Source organism: Rhodococcus sp. A14 (assembly GCF_011603105.1).
Lineage (GTDB): Bacteria > Actinomycetota > Actinomycetes > Mycobacteriales > Mycobacteriaceae > Rhodococcus_F > Rhodococcus_F opacus.
Map to the genome: position 1 here is coordinate 1 of NZ_JAAOQS010000089.1, position 17645 is coordinate 17645.

The 17645-nt window shown below is 65.8% G+C and carries 18 protein-coding genes and 1 rRNA gene; 1 reads left to right on the plus strand and 18 read right to left on the minus strand.

What is annotated here, in order from left to right:
- Positions 1–113, minus strand: a 16S ribosomal RNA gene (locus G9373_RS33380); the annotation flags it as partial.
- A gap of 614 nt (positions 114–727) precedes the next feature.
- The gene (gene murA, locus G9373_RS33385) at positions 728–2002 is read right to left on the minus strand and encodes a UDP-N-acetylglucosamine 1-carboxyvinyltransferase (protein ID WP_005571044.1); all 1275 of its coding nucleotides are present in this window, start codon (positions 2000–2002) and stop codon (positions 728–730) included.
- A 54-nt stretch (positions 2003–2056) separates the two neighbouring features.
- Between murA and G9373_RS33390 the strand changes: the two genes are divergently transcribed.
- Positions 2057–2632, plus strand: coding sequence for a cob(I)yrinic acid a,c-diamide adenosyltransferase (locus tag G9373_RS33390; RefSeq protein ID WP_005571046.1), 576 nt, complete (start codon positions 2057–2059; stop codon positions 2630–2632).
- Here the strand turns inward: G9373_RS33390 and G9373_RS33395 are convergent, their stop codons facing one another.
- The 16 genes from G9373_RS33395 to rho form a co-directional block, all read right to left on the minus strand.
- On the minus strand, positions 2633–3055 hold the full coding sequence (locus G9373_RS33395) for a DUF2550 domain-containing protein (protein WP_005571048.1): 423 nt from the start codon (positions 3053–3055) through the stop codon (positions 2633–2635).
- A gap of 48 nt (positions 3056–3103) precedes the next feature.
- A complete protein-coding gene (locus G9373_RS33400; RefSeq protein WP_005252961.1) occupies positions 3104–3472 on the minus strand; it encodes a F0F1 ATP synthase subunit epsilon in 369 nt (122 codons plus the stop codon).
- Positions 3473–3478: 6 nt separating this feature from the next.
- On the minus strand, positions 3479–4930 hold the full coding sequence (atpD, locus tag G9373_RS33405) for a F0F1 ATP synthase subunit beta (protein WP_005252960.1): 1452 nt from the start codon (positions 4928–4930) through the stop codon (positions 3479–3481).
- A gap of 3 nt (positions 4931–4933) precedes the next feature.
- The gene (locus tag G9373_RS33410; RefSeq protein ID WP_005264500.1) at positions 4934–5914 is read right to left on the minus strand and encodes a F0F1 ATP synthase subunit gamma; all 981 of its coding nucleotides are present in this window, start codon (positions 5912–5914) and stop codon (positions 4934–4936) included.
- Between the two features lie 48 nt (positions 5915–5962).
- Complete coding sequence (atpA, locus tag G9373_RS33415) at positions 5963–7606, minus strand: F0F1 ATP synthase subunit alpha (RefSeq protein WP_005264497.1); 1644 nt, start codon at positions 7604–7606, stop codon at positions 5963–5965.
- Between the two features lie 62 nt (positions 7607–7668).
- Entirely contained in the window at positions 7669–8496 is an 828-nt protein-coding gene (locus G9373_RS33420) for a F0F1 ATP synthase subunit delta (protein ID WP_054248286.1), read from the minus strand.
- A gap of 5 nt (positions 8497–8501) precedes the next feature.
- On the minus strand, positions 8502–9062 hold the full coding sequence (locus G9373_RS33425) for a F0F1 ATP synthase subunit B (RefSeq protein WP_005264494.1): 561 nt from the start codon (positions 9060–9062) through the stop codon (positions 8502–8504).
- 9 nt (positions 9063–9071) lie between these two features.
- Positions 9072–9320: an ATP synthase F0 subunit C gene (locus G9373_RS33430; RefSeq protein WP_007300050.1), complete on the minus strand. Its 249-nt coding sequence runs from the start codon at positions 9318–9320 to the stop codon at positions 9072–9074.
- A gap of 86 nt (positions 9321–9406) precedes the next feature.
- On the minus strand, positions 9407–10189 hold the full coding sequence (atpB, locus tag G9373_RS33435; RefSeq protein ID WP_005264492.1) for a F0F1 ATP synthase subunit A: 783 nt from the start codon (positions 10187–10189) through the stop codon (positions 9407–9409).
- A gap of 327 nt (positions 10190–10516) precedes the next feature.
- Positions 10517–10990: a hypothetical protein gene (locus G9373_RS33440; RefSeq protein ID WP_007300049.1), complete on the minus strand. Its 474-nt coding sequence runs from the start codon at positions 10988–10990 to the stop codon at positions 10517–10519.
- 38 nt (positions 10991–11028) lie between these two features.
- Positions 11029–12210, minus strand: a complete 1182-nt coding sequence (locus G9373_RS33445) for an MraY family glycosyltransferase (RefSeq protein WP_167119073.1) — start codon at positions 12208–12210, stop codon at positions 11029–11031.
- The gene (locus G9373_RS33450) at positions 12207–12863 is read right to left on the minus strand and encodes an L-threonylcarbamoyladenylate synthase (protein WP_011594474.1); all 657 of its coding nucleotides are present in this window, start codon (positions 12861–12863) and stop codon (positions 12207–12209) included. The genes G9373_RS33445 and G9373_RS33450 overlap by 4 nt, the downstream gene beginning before the upstream one ends.
- Positions 12860–13789: a peptide chain release factor N(5)-glutamine methyltransferase gene (gene prmC, locus G9373_RS33455; protein ID WP_005571059.1), complete on the minus strand. Its 930-nt coding sequence runs from the start codon at positions 13787–13789 to the stop codon at positions 12860–12862. The genes G9373_RS33450 and prmC overlap by 4 nt, the downstream gene beginning before the upstream one ends.
- A gap of 53 nt (positions 13790–13842) precedes the next feature.
- On the minus strand, positions 13843–14922 hold the full coding sequence (gene prfA / locus G9373_RS33460) for a peptide chain release factor 1 (protein ID WP_005571060.1): 1080 nt from the start codon (positions 14920–14922) through the stop codon (positions 13843–13845).
- Positions 14923–15013: 91 nt separating this feature from the next.
- A complete protein-coding gene (rpmE, locus tag G9373_RS33465) occupies positions 15014–15256 on the minus strand; it encodes a 50S ribosomal protein L31 (RefSeq protein ID WP_005252948.1) in 243 nt (80 codons plus the stop codon).
- Positions 15257–15482: 226 nt separating this feature from the next.
- Positions 15483–17594, minus strand: coding sequence for a transcription termination factor Rho (rho, locus tag G9373_RS33470; RefSeq protein ID WP_167119076.1), 2112 nt, complete (start codon positions 17592–17594; stop codon positions 15483–15485).
- Positions 17595–17645: the final 51 nt, after the last annotated feature.

Consider the following 17645-nt stretch of genomic DNA (forward strand, 5'->3'; position numbering starts at 1 on the left):
GTGTTACTCACCCGTTCGCCGCTCGTGTACCCCGAAGGGCCTTACCGCTCGACTTGCATGTGTTAAGCACGCCGCCAGCGTTCGTCCTGAGCCAGGATCAAACTCTCCGTTGAAGACTCTAGATTTCACAGGCGAACCTGCTAATCAGTCATAGACATCGAGTCAAATCACTAGCAATCAAAAACTCAAACTAGCATTTTCAAACACTGACCCCCCTCCGACGGAAGAAGGTGAAGAGCCAGCAAATACCCACACCACAACTCACAACCAAACCCCAAGGGCCAGTTGATCATCCGTGATGCGGAGTACCAAAAACATTTGGCACTGACATTCATCGACACACTGTTGAGTTCTCAAAGAACACGCACACACCATCACTACCGAAGTCACAACTTCGGCCGCTCCGGGGCAACCGTTCCATCTTATCCTACCAGCCTCACCGGCGCAAGCCGAGACGCTGATCAGAATCTAACCGGGATGGAAGCACCACCGTACACGACGGTGAACTTCCGATTTACCAGGCGCCTGCGTCCAACCTCGTGTCCCCCGCCTTCCGGCCGGGGTCGGTGTCCGTGTCGCTCTGACCTGGAATAAGTTACGCGAAGGGAAACTGCTTGCCAAATCGCCAGGTCACGGTGTTCGTCGATTCAGATTCTGCTGGTCAGAGCCGGTGCGCCGGAACCGATCCGGCGTTCTGCCGCTCGCCCGGGCCGCTGTGACGCCGGACTCACCGCTCAGAGCCTGGATCTGCGTCCACCCTTTCGATCCGGCCACCGAGTTCCTGGAGGATCTCGACGAATCGGGGGTAGCCCCGGTCGATGTGGAAGACGTCGTGTACTTCAGTCACCCCGTCGGCGACGAGCCCCGCCAGCACCAGGCCGGCGCCTGCCCGGATGTCCGAGGACCACACCGGCGCACTCGACAGCTGCGCGATTCCCCGGATCACAGCGTGATGACCGTCCGTCCGCGCATCGGCACCCAGCCGGATCATCTCCTCGACGAAACGGAACCGCGCCTCGAAGACGTTCTCCGTGATCATCGACGTTCCCTCCGCGACCGCGGCGAGACCGATGGCCATCGGCTGGAGGTCGGTGGGGAAACCCGGATACGGCAGGGTCGCGAAGTTGACGGCCGTAGGCCGTGCTTCCTGGACCACCCGGAATCCGTCGGCCTCGGCCGTGACGTCGGCTCCGGCGACCCGCAGCTTGTCGAGCACCAGGCCGAGATGCTTCGGGTTGACTCCGCGAACGCGCACGTCGCCACGGGTCATCGACGCGGCAATCCCCCACGTCGCTGCGACGATCCGATCCCCGATGACCCGGTGCGTGGTGGGCTCGAGTTTGGGGACGCCCTGGATCGTCAGCGTGGACGTGCCGGCACCCCGGATCTTCGCGCCCATCTGGATCAGCATGTTGCACAGGTCGACGATCTCGGGTTCGCGCGCCGCGTTGTCGATCACCGTCTCGCCCTTGGCGAGTACGGCGGCCATCAAGATGTTCTCGGTCGCCCCCACCGAGGGGAACGCGAGCCGGATGTTCGCACCGTGCAGGTCGTCGGCCTGCGCAACCACGCAGCCGTGCTCGATCGTGCTGTGAGCGCCCAGCAACCGCAGCCCCGACTGGTGCATGTCGAGGGGCCGCGAACCGATGGCATCACCACCAGGTAGCGCGACCACCGCGCGACGGCATCGCGCGACCAGCGGTCCGAGCACACACACCGACGCGCGGAACTGACGTACCGCCGCGAAATCGGCGTGGTGTTTGGGCTCGGCGGGTGTGGTGATCCGGACGATGGAATCGTCGAGGTCCACCTCGCAGCCGAGGCCGCGCAGGACGTCGGCCATCAAGGGGACATCCAGGATGTCCGGGCAGTTGGTGACAGTTGTGGTGCCCTCTGCCAACAGCGCTGCCGCCATCAGCTTGAGAACGCTGTTCTTCGCGCCCCCGACAGACACTTCACCTACGAGGCGGTTACCGCCGGTGACAAGGAAGCGTTCGCTCACAGAACACAGCCTAGAGCCAGGGATGCCGGCCCCGGAGGCCGGTACCGTAACGCTATGGCCGTACACCTCACCAAGATCTATACCCGGACCGGCGACGACGGGACCACCGGACTCAGCGATTTCTCCCGTGTGTCGAAGAACGATCCGCGGCTGATCGCCTATGCCGACTGCGACGAGGCGAACGCTTCGATCGGGGTCGCGGTGGCATTGGGCGACCCGCCCGAGGAGATCCGGTCGATCCTGCGGCAGATCCAGAACGACCTGTTCGACGCCGGCGCCGACCTCTCCACCCCGCTGGAGGCCGAACCGAAGTACCCGCCACTGCGGATCTCCGACGAGTACATCGACCGTCTCGAGGGCTGGTGCGACGAACTGAACGAACGCCTGGCGCCGCTGAACTCCTTCATTCTCCCCGGCGGCACGGCACTGGGAGCTCTGCTGCACGTGGCGAGGACCGTGACCCGGCGGGCCGAACGGTCTGCGTGGGCGGCCGTCGACGCGAACCCGGAGACCACCCACGCACTCCCCGCGAAATACCTCAACCGGCTGTCGGATCTGCTGTTCATCGTCAGCAGGCTCGCGAACCCCGAAGGCGACGTGCTCTGGAAGCCCGGGGCCGGAAAGGCCTGATCAGAGTCGGCGACCGCGAACCGATCGGCCGGACGGCCGTGATTCGACCCAGGACAGGAACGCGGTCAACGCTCCCCCGTCCAATGCGATCTCGTACGAGCTACCGCGGTCCTTGACCGACAGGATGATGATTTCCTCGGACATGATGTCGAATTCGGAGCCCTCCGGGCTGCGACGACCTGCGACTTCGATGCCCTGGCGGTCGATGCGCGAATCAGGGCCGGGACGCAAACTCGACAGTTTGAAGAAGACGAGGGAACCCTCGCCGTAGCGGATGACGCCGTGGCGCCACCCGGTGTCCCCCGGGGCAGGCGTCACCCGGAGGATCGCCGCGGTGCCACCGCGGCGCAGTACTGCAAGCCGATACAAAAAGACCGCGACGAAGGCCGCGAGCAGCACAACCAGAATGATCAACACAGTCATTCCGATTGTCACTGTTCGTCGGCTCCGTCGCGGTCTTTCTCGTGCAGCCTAAGCGCGCTCTACAGCGCGGATCCGACCCTTGGCGACAGCAATCGCCTCGAGATCGTCTCCGCTCTCTGCGAGCACGGCCTTGGCCGCTTCCACATCGATGTCCTCGGCCAAGTCGGCTGACTCGGCGAGGATCGTGACTGTCTTCGCGGTCACGGACAGGAACCCGCCGTGCACAGCAGCGACGATACGCTCACCGTCGGCCGTCGTGATCGCAACCACTCCGGCCTCGACCAGCTGTCCGAGAACCGGCTCATGCCCAGGCATGACGCCGATCTCGCCCTCGGTCGTCTGTGCGCTGACGAGAGTCGCCGAACCAGACCACAACCGTCGCTCCACAGCGACGAGTTCCACGGTCATCTCAGCCATCGTCGACTACTTCCCGGCGATCTTCTTGGCTGCAGCCTCGACGTCGTCGAGTCCGCCACAGCTGTTGAACGCCTGCTCGGGCAGGTGATCGAACTCGCCCTTGCAGATGCGGTCGAACGCCTCGATGGTGTCGCGGAGCGGCACCACGGAGCCGGGCTCACCGGTGAACTTCTCGGCGACGATGAAGTTCTGGCCGAGGAACTTCTGCAGACGGCGGGCACGGCCGACGAGGACCTTGTCCTCTTCCTGCAGCTCGTCCATACCGAGGATGGCGATGATGTCCTGCAGTTCCTTGTACTTCTGCAGGATGCGCTTGACCTCGTTGGCGACCCGGAAGTGCTCGGCACCGACGATGCCGGGCTCCAGGATGCGGGAGGTGGAGGTCAGCGGGTCCACAGCGGGGTAGATACCCATCTGCGAGATCGGACGCGACAGCTCGGTGGTGGCATCGAGGTGCGCGAACGTCGTGGCCGGCGCCGGGTCGGTGTAGTCGTCGGCGGGCACGTAGATCGCCTGCAGCGAGGTGATGGAGCGACCACGCGTCGAGGTGATGCGCTCCTGCAGCTCACCCATCTCGTCAGCCAGGGTCGGCTGGTAACCCACGGCCGAAGGCATACGACCGAGCAGGGTCGACACCTCGGAACCGGCCTGGGTGAAACGGAAGATGTTGTCGATGAACAGCAGCACGTCCTGGCCCTGGACATCGCGGAAGTACTCCGCCATGGTCAGCGCGGACAGAGCGACGCGCATACGCGTTCCCGGCGGCTCGTCCATCTGGCCGAAGACGAGGGCCGTGTCCTGGAGGACGCCCATCTCTTCCATCTCGAGGTGAAGGTCGGTGCCCTCACGGGTGCGCTCACCGACGCCTGCGAACACCGAGGTTCCGGAGAACTCGCGGGCGATACGGGTGATCATTTCCTGGATCAGAACGGTCTTGCCGACACCGGCACCACCGAACAGACCGATCTTTCCACCCTTGACGTACGGGGTGAGGAGGTCGATGACCTTGATGCCGGTCTCGAGGATCTCCGTCTTGCCCTCGAGCTGGTCGAAGGCCGGTGGCTTGCGGTGGATGCCCCACTGCTCGCCGTCGCGACCCGTTCCGGGAGCGTCGAGGCAGTCACCCAGTGCGTTGAACACGTGGCCCTTGACGACGTCACCGACGGGAACCGAGATCGGCTTGCCCGTGTCGGACACCGAGGTGCCGCGGATCAGGCCGTCGGTCGGCTGCATCGAGACGGTGCGCACCAGGTTGTCGCCGAGGTGCTGTGCGACCTCGAGGGTCAGCGTCTTGGCGACCGAGGGGAGCGTGATCTCGGCGTGCAGGGCGTTGAACAGTTCAGGAATAGCGCCACGCGGGAATTCAACGTCCACGACGGGACCGATGACCCGCACGACGCGGCCGGCGACGGACGAACCCGAGCCTGCCCCGTTGTTTTCGGTTACTGCTGCGGTCATTGCTTAGTCACTTCCTGCGCTCGAGGCAAGCGCATTCGCGCCGCCGACGATCTCGCTGATTTCCTGGGTGATCTGGGCCTGGCGAGCCTGGTTTGCCTGACGGCTCAACGTGTTCACCAGTTCGTTTGCGTTGTCCGTCGCCGCCTTCATGGCGGTACGACGGGCAGCCGACTCCGACGCCGCAGCATCCAGCAGCGAGGAGTAGATGCGGGTGCTGATGTACTTCGGCAGCAGGGCACCGAGCAACTTGTCGGGTTCCGGCTCGAAGTTGTATCCGGCGACCGGTTCCGAGTTGCTGGATCCGTGACCGTTGGACAGCATGTCTTCGCCGAGTTCGACGCGCTCCTCGGAGACCATCACCTCGAGGGGAGCCATCCGGCGAACCTCGGGAGACTGGGTCAGCATCGACACGAAGCGGGTGTACACGATGTGCAGCTCGTCGACGCCTTCGATGGTGCCCTCGCCGTTCGGCGCGGGGACCTCCGAGCCGGATCCGGCCATGAACAGGTCGACCAGGTGCCGACTCGCCTTGGCAGCGTCGGAGTAGCCCGGATCCTGGGAGAACCCGGTCCACGCACCTCCCAAGTCGCGGCCACGGAACGTGTAGTACCCCAGGCCCTTGGATCCGAGCACGTAGATGACCGGATCCTTGCCCTCGCTGCGCAGCAGCTGGAACAGCTCCTCGGCCTCCTTGAGGACGTTGGAGTTGTAACCGCCGCACATACCGCGGTCGCTGGTGACGACCAGAACCGCGGCCCGCTTGGGATCGGTGCGCTCGTTGAGCAACGGGTGGTCCAGCGAAGCCGACGCGCTCGCCAGCTCCGACAGAACCTTCGTGATCTCTTCGGCGTACGGCTTCGCCGCGGCAACGCGCGACTGTGCCTTCGTGATGCGCGACGTCGCGATCAGTTCCTGGGCCTTGGTGATCTTCTTGGTCGAGTTGACCGACTTGATGCGAGACCTCAGTTCGAGAATGCTTGCCATCGATCGATCACTCTCCCTTCATGTTTCGCAGCATCATGGGCAGGCCGCTCACTTGCTGACGGTGGTGCGCTTGACGTTGATCTGCTCGTGGCCGACCTCGCCGGCGTCCAGAGCTTCGGCCTCGGCCTCGTTCACGACCCGGCTTCCGTCGGACGCGATGAAGGTTTCCTTGAACTTGTCGGTGGCCTCGACCAGCGCCTTGGCGTTGTCGGCGTCGAGGGCCTTGCCGCCCTTGATGCTCTCGTACACGCCGGAGGCGGTGCGGTGCAGCTCGTCGAGCAGCTCGGCCTCGAAGCGGCGGACGTCGCCGACCGGCACGCTGTCGAAGACACCTTCGCCGGCGAGGTAGATCGACACGATCTGGTCCTCGACGGGGATCGGGCTGTACTGATCCTGCTTGAGCAGCTCCACCAGGCGGGCACCACGCTCGAGCTGTGCCTTCGAGGCGGCGTCCAGGTCGGAGGCGAAGGCGGAGAACGCCTCGAGCTCACGGAACTGAGCCAGCTCCAGACGCAGCGAACCGGAGACCTTCTTCATGCCCTTGGTCTGCGCGGCGCCACCGACTCGGGACACCGAGATGCCGACGTTGATGGCGGGACGGACACCCTTGTTGAACAGGTCCGACTCGAGGAACACCTGACCGTCGGTGATGGAGATGACGTTGGTCGGGATGTAGGCCGAGACGTCGTTGGCCTTGGTCTCGATGATCGGCAGCGCGGTCAGCGAGCCTCCACCCAGGGCGTCGGACAGCTTGGCCGAACGCTCCAGCAGGCGGGAGTGCAGGTAGAAGACGTCACCGGGGTATGCCTCACGTCCCGGCGGGCGACGCAGCAGCAGCGAGATGGCGCGATACGCCTCGGCCTGCTTGGTCAGGTCGTCGAACACGACCAGGACGTGCTTGCCCTGGTACATCCAGTGCTGGCCGATGGCGGAGCCGGTGTAGGGCGCGAGCCACTTGAAACCGGCGGAGTCGGAGGCCGGGGCGGCGACGATGGTGGTGTACTCCATCGCGCCCTGCTCCTCGAGGGCAGCCTTGACGCCCGCGATGGTGGAGCCCTTCTGGCCGATCGCGACGTAGATGCAGCGAACCTGCTGCTTCTCGTCGCCGGTCTCCCAGTTGGCCTTCTGGTTCAGGATCGCGTCGATGCAGACGGCGGTCTTGCCCGTCTTACGGTCGCCGATGACGAGCTGACGCTGTCCGCGGCCGATCGGGGTCATCGCGTCGATGGCCTTGATGCCGGTCTGCAGCGGCTCCTCGACGGGCTGACGCTCGAGCACCGAGGCAGCCTGCAGTTCGAGGGCGCGGGTCTCGTTGCTCTCGATCTCGCCCAGGCCGTCGATCGGCTGGCCGAGCGGGTTGATGACGCGGCCGAGGAAGGCGTCGCCGACGGGTACCGACAGCACGTCGCCGGTCCGCTTGACTTCCTGGCCTTCCTGGATGTGCTCGTAATCGCCCAGGATGACGGCACCGATCTCGGTGGCATCCAGGTTGAGCGCGACACCCAGAATTCCGCCGGGGAACTCCAGCAGTTCGTTGGCCATCGCCGAAGGCAGGCCACTGACGTGCGCGATGCCGTCGCTGGTGTCGGTCACAAGGCCGACCTCTTCGCGGGAGGCCTCCGGGGAGTAGCTCGCGGTGTAGTTCTCGATCGCACTACGGATCTCGTCGGAGGAGATCGTCAGCTCCGCCATGTTTTTCCTGCTCTCGGTGTCTGGTCTTCGAAAAGATCTGGGGTATGGGGTTCGGTTGCGGACTACTTGAGGGACTTCCGCAGCGCTGCGAGACGTCCCGCGCCACTGCCGTCGATCACCTCGTCGCCCACCCGGACGACCAAGCCGCTGAGGAGTTCAGGATCGACCTCCACGTGAACCGTCACCGGCTTCCCGTAGGTACGGGTGAGGGTGGCGGTCAGCCGATCCGACTGCTCACTGGACAGCGGAGCAGAGCTGCGCACCTTGGCGACAACCGCTTCCCGCTGTGCTGCTGCCAGATTCGACAGTTCGTCGAAGGCGTCCGCGGGTGCGGAGTTCTTCAACCGGCCCACTGCCTGGGTCGCCAGCGCCTCGGCGACAGCGGTGACCTTGCCGTACAGCAGCTTGGAGAGCAGTTCACGCTTCCTCTTCGCCGGCACGGAACGGTCGGACAGTGCCTGCTCGAGCTTCGGGTCACCGGCAACGATGCGGCCGAGGCGGAAGAGCTCGTCCTCGACAGCGTCGAGCTGTCCCTGATCGGCCGCTGCCTTCAGCAGCGATTCCCGACCGACGAGCACCAGCGAGTTGAGCAGGTCGGAGGTGACGGACCAGTCCTGGCCCACCGCCGCCTTCAGGACGGCGAGGGTCTCGGCCGAGACCTTGCCACCGAATACCTGCTCGGCCAGACCTTCGCGAACGTTCCCGGGCGTCGAGGTGTCCGACAGGGCACTCCGGAGAGTGCGCTGCTCGTCCAGGATCTCGACGACCGAGAACAGCTCGGCCCCGATCTGGGCCGCGGCCGCTGTGGCTGCTCCGGCAGAGACGGATCCCAAGGCCGAAGACAACGCAGCACGGGTCTGCGTCAAGGCCTCACGGCTCGCTGCGTACATGGTGCTCACTTCCCTGCTGCGGAATTTGCGCCGATGGTGTCGAGCTCGTTCAGGAAGCGATCGACCGTGCCGGCCCGCTTGACGTCGTCGGCGAGGGACTCACCGATGACCTTCTCAGCGAGGTCGACCGCGGTGCGGCCGAGATCGGCGCGCAGTTCGGCGACGATCTGCTGACGCTGGGCAACCAACTGGCTGTTGCCGGCGGCCACGATGCGGTCGCTTTCTTCCTGAGCCTGTGCCTTCATTTCGGCGATGATCTGCTGCCCCTGGGTGCGCGCGTCCTCACGGATCTGCGCAGCCTCGGTGCGAGCTTCGGCGAGCTGGGCGCGGTACTGCTCGAGCGCCGCCTTCGCTTCGGCCTGGGCCTCTTCGGCCCGCTTGATGCCGCCGTCGATCTGCTCGGTTCGCTCGGCAAGGACCTTCTGGAACATCGGAAGGACGTACTTCCAGAAGACGAAGCCAACGATGACCAGGCAGACGATCGACCAAACGATGTCGTACGTCGCGGGGAGGAGAGGGTTGTGGCTCTCTTCCTCTGCCGCGAGCAATGCGATGTTGGCTGCCATGTGACGGTCTTAGAAAATGAAGCCGGCGACGAGGCCGATCAGCGCGAGGGCTTCGGTGAAGGCGATACCGAGGAACATCGTGGTACGGACCTGTCCGGCCATCTCGGGCTGGCGAACCATGCCCTCGATCGCCTTGCCGACAACGATGCCCACGCCGATGCCGGGGCCGATTGCGGCGAGGCCGTAGCCGATGGCTCCGAAGCCCTTCGCCGTGGTGGTGGTCTCGACCGCTCCTTGTGCCAGGTACGCGAGGCTCATGGTGTTCCGTTCCCTTTCTGTTGACCTCCGCCGGATTCGGCAAGAGGCTCAGTTCTTGGTGTAGCTGGTCGTGAAAACTTGTGGTGCTAGTGCGAATCCGCGTGCAGCGCCAGATCGATGTACACCGATGTGAGCAGCGCGAAGACGTAGGCCTGCAGGAAGATCACCAGCAGTTCGAAGAAGGTGAATGCAATGCCGGCGGCAAGCGAGGCCACACCGAACACGGCCTGGAAGCCACCGGAGACGAAGAAGAAGTACTGGGTGGCGCTGAAGAACAGCACCAGCAGGATGTGGCCGGCCAGCATGTTGGCCATGAGACGAACCATGAGGGTGAACGGCCGGAGGACGAACGTCGAGATGAACTCGATCGGCACGAGCAGGAAGTGCAGCGGAAGCGGAACACCGGGGACCACGATGCTGCTCTTCACGTACTTGAAGAAGCCGTACTTCTTGATGCCGACGTAGTTGAACACGATGTACGCCAGGGCGGCGAGCACCAGCGGCATGCCGATTCGCGCGTTCGGCGAGATATTGATGAAGGGGATGATGCTGCCGAGGTTGCTGGCGAGCACCAGGAAGAAGATGGTGGTGATGACCGGCAGGAAGCGCTTGCCCTGCTCCTTGCCGAGAATCTCTTCCGCGATGTTGATCCGGACGAAGTCGAGCGCGATCTCACCGATGTTCTGGACACCGCGCGGAATGATCTTCGGGCTGCGCATCGCGATGACGAAGAAGAGCATCATCAGTCCGGACAGCAGGATGCGAACCAGCATCAGGCGGTCGAGTTCGAACGGAGTCCCTTCGAACAGGACCGCGGGCGGGAAGAAGTCGTTCAGGGAAGGCGCGTGGAATTCTTCTCCAGCAGCCACGTTGATGACGCTCAGCGTTCTCTCCCGTAGTCGGTCCGCAGCCTTCGTTGACTGCGGTTCGATCGGACATTGACGATCAAACAAGTCGACAAGCTCGACTCGCGTATTCGTCAGCTGCTGCGGACTGTTCGAGTCCAGCGTCTGTCGGTGTCGGCGACTCTCGTCGACTCGGCGGCCCTGAAAGTGCGGCCACCTACAAGCATGCAATACCGGCGAGTAACTTACTCGCACTCTCATTGCTCTCGCTTGACCCAGACCTTAGCAAGTCATCTACGACGTTGTGTAGACGGGGTCCGGGTCGATTCAATTTTACTACATCTCGTAGTACTACTTATCGTCCGATTCCGGCGATCCGGCGTCGTCCGACGGCGTGGGCTCGACATACGGCGCCTTGGTTCCCAGCACTCCGAACGTCTCCGCTCCCAGCACGATCACCAGCGACAGCACCATGACCAGCACCAATGCCGTCTTGTCGTAGAAGTCGAGTGGTTTGAGGATCGCCAGGACCGTGATCGCGAGGATCATCTTCAACAACCACGTACCGAGCAGTACCGCTCCCGCCGTCAAGGCCGGAAGTTTCGCGGTGAACAGCACACCCAGTGCGGTGCACAGGATGAACCCTCCCCCGACTGCCGCACCGAGAAGAGCGCCGTACAGACCGGGCTTGCCCGCGACGAGAAACGCGATGATCGAGCCGACCACTGCCAGCACGATCAGACCGAGAACTCCGTAGCGGACGGCAGCCCGCAACGATGCGGTGTGATCAGGGGCGGAGGCGGGGGTGAACGTCACGGTCGCCAAGGGTAGTGGATCTTCGCCGGTCCGCCGCAACCCTCCGGTCAGCCGCGACGGTCGTGCTGCTGTCCGCGAATCGACGGAACGGCCGTGACGACCAGCGCGAAGACGAGGCCTCCCGCAACCAGGAGGACGACGACGCGACGGTCGAACAGGGCCGATCCGACCGCGCCGAACGCCAGGACACCGACCCACAAGTAGATGAGCAGCACGACGCGACGGTGCGAGTGCCCGATCTGCAGGAGCCGGTGGTGGAGGTGCATCTTGTCGGGACTGAACGGGCTCACCCCCGCACGGGTACGCCGGACCACGGCGAGCAGCAGGTCGAGGATCGGGATGAACATGACGGCACCGACGAGGAGCAGCGGAGAGAGAAGTCCGAGCAGGTCGCGGGTGCCGTATGCGGTCAGCGGGATGCGGCCGGACGCGCTGGTGGAGATGGCCGCGAGCATCAGGCCGATCAGCATGGAGCCGGAGTCGCCCATGAAAATCTTGGCGGGCTGGAAGTTGTGCGGAAGGAATCCGAGACACGCACCTGCCAGCGCCGCGGCGATCAGCGCGGGCGGATACGCGCTGACGTCGCCGCCCTGATCGTGCAGAAGCCCCACCGAGAACACGCAGATCGCGAGCGAGGAGATCAGACCGAGGCCCGCCGCGAGACCGTCGAGGCCGTCGACGAAGTTCATGGCGTTCACCATCACGACCGCGACACCCACCGTGACGAGACCCGCCTGGAGCTGGTCGAGGATGACGGTGCTGCCGTCCCCGAACGGCATATAGATGATGAACCAGCTCACCCCCATCACGACGAGGATCCCTGCCGCGGTGACCTGGCCGACGAACTTGGTGAGCGCGTCCAGGCCCCACCGGTCGTCGACCACCCCCACCAGCACGATCACGAACCCCGAGACCAGGGCCGCGGGAATGTCGGAGGTGAACTCGAATCCCCTGGTGAGGGCGGGTAGCTGCTGCGCGAACAACAATGCGACGAGCATGCCGAGATACATGCCGACCCCGCCGAGGCGGGGCGTCGGAGTGATGTGGACGTCGCGGTCCCGCGGCACGGCCACCGCCCCGAACCGGAGTGCGAACAGCCGCACGGCCCCGGTGGCCAGGTAGGTGACCACCGCAGCGGTGAAGAGGACGAGCAGGAGTTCACGCAGCGGGACACCCGCGCCCCCACCTGCTTGGGCCAGCGCCACGCCGGCCGATTCGGCAGCACTCACTGGGCGGACAGGCTCTCCGCCGTCACTCCGAGCACGTCGGCGACATCGCCGGTGGGCACGGCACCTTCACGCAGGATCCGGGGGGTCGCGCCGGTGAGGTCGACGATCGTCGATGCCTGCCCCTGCTCGGCCCGACCACCGTCGAGGTACACGCTCGCCGATCCGCCGAGTTGCTCGCGCGCCTCCTCGACCGTCGTCGCGGGCGGCTGCCCGGAGACGTTCGCGCTCGACACCGCCAGCGGTCCGACTTCACGCAGCAGTTCGAGGGCGACCGGGTGCAGCGGCATGCGCAGCATGACCGTGCCCCGGGTGTCGCCGAGATCCCACGCCAGCGAAGGCGCTTGTTCCACAACGAGACTCAGCCCGCCCGGCCAGAACGCCCGGATGAGGTCGCGCGTCTGCGGGCGGACGCTGTACACCAGGCCGTCGATCGTGTTCCACGAGCCGACGAGCACGGGAACCGGCATGTCGCGTCCGCGACCCTTGGCCCGCAGGAGGGCGGCGACAGCCTCGCTGTCGAATGCGTCCGCGCCGATTCCGTACAGCGTGTCCGTGGGGAGCACGACGAGCCGCCCGGCCTTCAGCGCATTCTTGGCCGCACTCATTCCGGCGGAGCGTGAATCGGGAAGGCCACAGTCGTAAACGGTACTCACCCGCCCATTCTTTCACCCTCGGCGACGGCCCCTGCACGCTGCGCCTCGATATCCGTTGCGACGCGCCGGGCGACCACGAAGCGCGGCTTGCCGGCGAGGTCCGGGTGCTCCGCGACCTCGCCGAACACCCGGCGGGACGCGAACAGTGCCGCCACGTCGGACCCGTTGGAGTCGTCGTGCTCGATGCCGACCGCTCCCCCGATCCGCAACCAGCGCGCGACGTTGGAGATCATCGGCTTGATGACCGACAGACCGTCCGGTCCGGCGAACAGCGCGCTGTGCGGATCGTGGTCGGCCACCTCGGGTTCGAGCTCGACACCTTCCGGGATGTACGGCGGGTTCGCCACGATCAGGTCGACGCCGCCTTCGAGCCCGGCCAGCAACGTCCGATCGGTCACGTCGCCCTGATACAACCGGATCGGTGCGTCACCTGCCTGTTCGCGGGCATCGGCGTTGCGCCGGGCCCACGCGAGAGCGTGCGGTTCGAGTTCGACGGCGTGCACGACGGCGTCGGGGCGGGCATTGGCGATCGCGAGCGCGAGCGCGCCCGACCCGGTGCACAGGTCGAGGACCACCGGCGGATGCTGATCGCAGCTTCCGAGGAACGCGAGCGCCCAGCCGAGCAGCAGTTCCGTCTCGGGACGCGGCACGAAGACCCCGGGGCCGACCTCGATGTCGATGTCCCCCATCGCGGCGGTACCGAGGATGTACTGCAACGGAATCCGCTTGGCGCGCTGGTCGACCATCTTCTTGTAGGCGTCGATCACCGACTCGTCGACCAGCGGGACGAGGCCGAGCCGGGTCCGCTCCACCCCCAGCAGGTGGGCCGCGAGCAGTTCGGCATCCGCACGGGAGCTACGCACCCCGGCCTCGTCGAGTTGCGCGGTTGCGTCGATCAGGGCCAGGCGAAGAGGAAGGCGACTCACAGGTACAGACTGCCACGCGGCTCGCCGTCCGGTGGCGCGGTCCCGCTTCGCGGTTACTCCGCGGCGAGCCTCGCCTCGCGGTCCGACTTGCCCAGGGCGTCCAGCAGGGCGTCGAGTTCGCCGTCCAGGACCGCGTCCAGGTTGTGGGACTTGAACCCGATCCGGTGATCGGTGATGCGGTTCTCCGGGAAGTTGTAGGTGCGGATGCGCTCCGAACGGTCGACGGTGCGCACCTGGCTCTGCCTGCCCGCCGACGCCTCGGCATCCGCGGCTTCCTCGGCGGCGGCCTGCAGCCGCGCGGCCAGCACCTGCATGGCGCGGGCCTTGTTCTGCAGCTGCGAGCGCTCGTTCTGGCAGGTCACGACGATTCCGGTGGGCAGGTGCGTGATCCGGACCGCGGAGTCGGTGGTGTTGACACCCTGACCACCCTTGCCCGAGGAGCGGTAGACGTCGATGCGCAGATCGGTTTCGTCGATCTGCACCTCCTCGACTTCTTCCGGTTCCGGGTAGATGAGGATACCGGCGGCGGACGTGTGGACGCGTCCCTGCGATTCCGTGACGGGCACGCGCTGCACGCGGTGGACACCGCCCTCGAACTTCAGTCGCGCCCAGACCCCGTCACGCACATCGCCCTTCGACTTGATCGACAGCGTCGCGTCCTTGTATCCGCCCAGATCGGACACGGTCGCGTCGAGGATCTCGACACGCCAGCCGTGCCGCTCGGCGTACCGGACGTACATCCGGGCCAGATCGGAGGCGAACAGCGCGGATTCCTCGCCGCCCTCCCCCGACTTCACCTCGAGCACCACGTCGTCACCGTCGTGCGGGTCGCGGGGGGCCAGAAGGTCGGTGAGGGTCTTGTCGAGTTCCAGGACCTGTGCCTCGAGTTCGGGTACCTCGGCGGCAAAGCTGGAGTCGTCGGCGGCGAGTTCGCGCGCGGCATCCAGATCGTCCTGCGCCGACTTGAGCCTGGTGTACGTCGCCATGATCGGCGCGAGCTCGGCGAATCGCTTGCCCGCCTTGCGGGCCGCGGAAGCGTCGTTGTGCAGGGCCGGGTCCGCCAACTGCTGCTCCAGGCCGGCATGTTCGGCCAGGATGTCGTCGATGGCCGACGGCTGGGTGGTCCCTGCCATGATTCGCTCCGCTCTGCGTTCTTTCGGGAATGGGCACAAAAAAGCCGACGCCCGGCCTGCAATTATCGCAGGACGGGCGTCGGCGGAACAGCTAGGACTCTGCAGATTCCTTGGCTGCGCCCTTGCCGGCGCGCTTGCCGTAGCGAGCCTCGAAGCGGGCGACACGTCCACCGGTGTCGAGGATCTTCTGCTTGCCGGTGTAGAACGGGTGGCACTGCGAGCAGACCTCGACGTTGATACGTCCGGTCTCCTTGGTGCTGTGGGTCTCGAAGGTGTTTCCGCAACCGCACACCACGGTGGTGGCCACGTAGTTGGGGTGAATGCCTGACTTCATGGTGTCCCTTTCAATGGTCGCCGGGTCGCCTTCGCCGTTCGAAGACGTGAACCGGAACCGGACTCAGCCGCTCAGTATGCCAGATCGCAGGTTCGCGATCCCAATCGGCATTTGTGCTTGCGGTGTGGTCAACGCGGGTGGTCCGCGTTTTGTTCCACGGTGATTCTCGAGGGAAAACAGCGGGGCCCGGCGACCGAGAGTCGCCGGGCCCCGCGTCGGGTCGAGATCAGTCGTCGATCGCGCCCGGAGCAGTCTTCGACACCTGCATGAGGAACTCGATGTTGCTCTTGCTCTTCTTGAGGCGGTCGATCAGCAGATCGATGGCCTGGTGCGAGTCGAGACCCGAGAGCACGCGCCGGAGCTTGTGCAGCACCGCCGCCTCGTCCGGGCTGAGCAGCAGCTCGTCCTTACGCGTACCCGACGGGTTCACGTCCACGGCCGGGAACACACGACGTTCCGCGATCTTGCGGTCGAGCTTCAGCTCGGCGTTACCGGTGCCCTTGAACTCCTCGAAGATCACGGTGTCGCCGGTGGAACCGGTCTCGACCATGGCCGTCGCGATGATCGTGAGCGAACCGCCGTTCTCGATGTTGCGCGCAGCACCGAGGAAACGCTTCGGCGGATACAGCGCGGTCGAGTCGACACCACCGGAGAGGATGCGTCCCGAGGCCGGCGACGAGTTGTTGTACGCACGGCCGAGGCGGGTGATCGAGTCGAGGAGGACGACGACGTCCTTGCCCGCCTCCACCAGACGCTTCGCACGCTCGATGGCCAGCTCGGCGACCGAGGTGTGGTCTCCCGGCGGACGGTCGAAGGTCGAGGAGATGACCTCGCCCTTCACCGAACGCTGCATGTCGGTGACCTCTTCGGGACGCTCGTCGACCAGCACGACCATGAGGTAGCACTCGGGGTTGTTGGTCGCGATGGCGTTGGCGATGGCCTGCAGAACGCTGGTCTTACCGGCCTTCGGCGGGCTCACGATCAGCGCACGCTGTCCCTTGCCGATCGGCATCACCAGGTCGATGACACGCGTCGTCAAGATGTTCGGCGTCGTCTCCAGACGCAGCCGCTGATTCGGGTACAGCGGGGTGAGCTTGCCGAACTCGGGGCGCTTCTTGGCCGCTTCCACGTCGCCACCGTTGACGGTGTCGATGCGGACCAGCGGGTTGAACTTCTGGCGCTGGTTGCCCTGCTCGCCTTCGCGTCCGACCCGGACGGCGCCGGTGATGGCGTCGCCGCGGCGGAGACCGTTCTTGCGGATCAGGTTCATCGACACGTAGACGTCGTTCGGTCCGGCCAGGTAGCCGGAGGTCCGCACGAACGCGTAGTTGTCGAGGACGTCCAGGATGCCGGCGACCGGCTGCAGGACGTCGTCCTCGCGGATCTCGGTCTCGCGGGCGTCACCGCCGCCGCCTTCGCCGCGGTCGCGTCCACGACGACGTTCGCGGAAGCGACGTCCGCGGCGTCCGCGACCGCCTTCCTCGTCGTCGCCCGGGCGGTTGTCGTTGGTGCGCGGGCCGTTGCTGCCCTGGCTGCGGTCGCCACGGTTGTCGCGATCGCCCCGGTCACCGCGTTCGCCCCGGTCACCGCGGTCACCGCGGTCGCCGCGGTCACCACGAGTGTCGCCACGATCACCGCGGTCGCCGCCCCGCTCACGTCGGCTGCGGTCGCCGCCCTGTTCGCCGGCCCCGTCCTGCTTGGCCGGCTTCTCGGCGGAATCCTGACGGTCGTCGGCCTGCTTGCGCTCGGCCTGCTGCGTGTCGGTGGCATTCGCCGAGGCGGTGTCCTGAGCGTTGCCGCCCTGGTCACCCTGCTCGGGTGCGCCTGCCCGACGCGCGGATCCGCGGCGCTGACGCCCGCGACGGCCGCCTTCGGCGGTGTCGGAGTCGGCGGCTGCGCCGTCGCCCGTCGCGGGTTCGGCCGACTTGGGCTCGGCGGTCTTCTCCGTGGTCTCCGCCTGCGGAGTCACTTCGAGTTCGGTCTGAGCGGACTGTTCGCGCTTCGCGCGCGTGGCCCGGGTCCGGGGAGCGGCTTCGGTCGCGGCAGCGGCCGGGGCGGAAGTGCCGCCCTGACGCTCCTTGATCGCGGCGATCAGGTCGCCCTTGCGCATCCCCGAAATGCCCTTGATGCCCAGCTCACCTGCGAGAGTGCGGAGCTCGGTGAGCACCATTCCGGACAGCCCGGCACCCCGGCGCGCCTCGGCGCGCTTGGTGGAGGCTGTCACGGCACCGGTGCCGGGTGCGGTCGATGACGCCTGTGAAGAGTCGCCTGCCTGCGCGCCAACGGTATCCACCGAGGAGGCGCGCACAGGAGCGGCGATGAGGTCCGTATCGGTCACGGAGGTCCTTTCCTTCCCTCACTCGCGCTGCGCAGAGTCGAGGGTTCGTCC